The following is a 1,724-nucleotide window of genomic DNA, read 5'->3' as shown; positions in this document are numbered from 1 at the left end:
GTGACGCACGAGTGCGATGCGCACGACGCCTTCAAGCAGGTGCTGGCACAGGCGCGCGATGAAGACCTGGTCGAGTTCACCAGCGTGGCCGGCCTGCCGGCGCGCGCGGTGCCGACAGCCTGGCTGCGCAACTACCTGAAGGCCGAGCCGCGCCTGCAGCAGACGGCGCACGCGAAGCCGCGCTGCACGCTGGATTTCGACTGCCTCGCGCAATGCGGATTGCGCGACGGGTTGCCGGGCTGGGGGCAGTTCTGCATCGACACGCAACTGGCCGCGGCACTGCGCGGGGATGTGAAGAAGGGGTTGTTCTTCCGCGGGGTGGGCAAGCTGCCGTTCGGGGAGCAGATCCGCGGGGTGGATGAATTGTTGCGGCACATGGTGACGCCGCTGCCGATCTGACGGCCTGAAGGCCTACACTGCGGCCCGGCATGTTCAATGGACCTCGAACCATTGAAAGGCGCGTGATGAAGTTGCTCCGCGCCCCAGGCCATCCGCCACATCGCCAGGGGTAGCCACAGCTGCCCTCCGAGTTGCCCGACCCACTCACGGCCGGGTTCGCACTCCGTCCGGTCAAAACGACAGCACCGCTGCGTCAGGCTCGGCAAGCTTCAACCATCGAATCTGCAGTTCTGATTCTGAACACTCAGGAGAGGCCATGACATCAGAGCAGTACCTTGTTCGAATCGAGGCATCGATGAAAATCGACCTTGACCTCTATCGAAGCGGGAATTCCACATCGCCACGCTTCGACAATGTCAGAGACAAAGACATCGTGAAATTCAAGGATTCACCAAGCGGGCTCGTCAACGTCAAGGGAATGTCCGGCGGCATTTCGACGTTCTCGGCCCCGCGCCCGGAGCCGAATTGGTGGTGGATCAGAGCCGGGACTGTCGTCCCCAAGGGCCTGGTCATCACACGAGACAACACTGACCCCAGGACCGGCATCACTCACTACACAATCCGCCCGGCGGAAAACATGCTGCTGACGGTCTACACGGAGCAGGTGTGCAAGCTCGTTGGCGTCTCCAAGCTGCCGATTGAAGAAGCCATCCTGCGCGGTGGCCGCTGGATCCACGACTGAGGGCAATGACATGGAATGGTCTGAAATCAACTGCATCATCTCGGCACTCGAAGCATTGATCGAGAAGTACGAGACCTCGCTCAAAGGCGGCATGCTCGATGAGGACGATCAATCGGACGTCAGCAATGACCTCGCCTATGCAGTCGTGCTGAAGGGCAAGTACGAGGAGATGCGTGCGAAGGCTGCAGGCTGAAGCAAGCTCACCGCAACAACTGCAGCAGCGTCTCCATGTCCACCGGCTTCACCAGGTGCTCGTCGAAGCCGTGCGCCGCCGACTTGAGCCGGTCCTCCGCCTGCCCGTAGCCGGTCAGCGCGATCAGCTTCAGCGCGCTGCCCCCCTCCCTCGCGCGAATGCGCTGCGCGAGTTCGTAGCCGTCCATCACCGGCAACCCGATGTCGAGCACCGCGATGTCGACCGCCTGCTGCTCCAGCAGCTGCAGCGCCGACGGACCGTCGTGCGCCACCACCGGCACATGGCCCAGCGCCTCCAGCAAGGTGGCCATCGTGGTCGCCGCATCCTGGTTGTCGTCGACGATCAGCACGCGCCGCACGCTGCCTTGCGTGGCCACGCGCCAGCCGTCCGTGCCGGCCGGTGCATCCGCCTGCACACCGGCCGCCTGCAGCGGCAGCCGCAGCATGAACC

The 1,724-nt window shown here is 63.7% G+C and carries 3 protein-coding genes and 1 pseudogene; 3 read left to right on the top strand and 1 reads right to left on the bottom strand.

Going from position 1 to position 1,724, the window contains the following annotated elements; all coding sequences use genetic code 11:
• The 3 genes and pseudogenes from AC1D01_RS33370 to AC1D01_RS33360 form a co-directional block, all read left to right on the top strand.
• Nucleotides 1-399: pseudogene (locus AC1D01_RS33370) on the top strand (nitronate monooxygenase); the annotation flags it as partial.
• A gap of 256 nt (nt 400-655) precedes the next feature.
• Complete coding sequence (locus AC1D01_RS33365; RefSeq protein ID WP_477873762.1) at nt 656-1,081, top strand: Tse2 family ADP-ribosyltransferase toxin; 426 nt, start codon at nt 656-658, stop codon at nt 1,079-1,081.
• 10 nt (nt 1,082-1,091) lie between these two features.
• Complete coding sequence (locus AC1D01_RS33360; protein WP_477873761.1) at nt 1,092-1,274, top strand: hypothetical protein; 183 nt, start codon at nt 1,092-1,094, stop codon at nt 1,272-1,274.
• Between the two features lie 7 nt (nt 1,275-1,281).
• On the opposite strand, the gene AC1D01_RS33355 is transcribed toward AC1D01_RS33360, so the two are convergent.
• Nucleotides 1,282-1,724, bottom strand: a 443-nt coding sequence (locus AC1D01_RS33355) for a response regulator (RefSeq protein ID WP_477873760.1), incomplete at its 5' end; no start/stop codon positions are given.

The organism is Rhizobacter sp. P3_B12, from assembly GCF_056402895.1.
The sequence above is the reverse complement of the archived record's forward strand: the minus strand, read 5'-3'. Positions and strand labels throughout refer to the sequence as shown.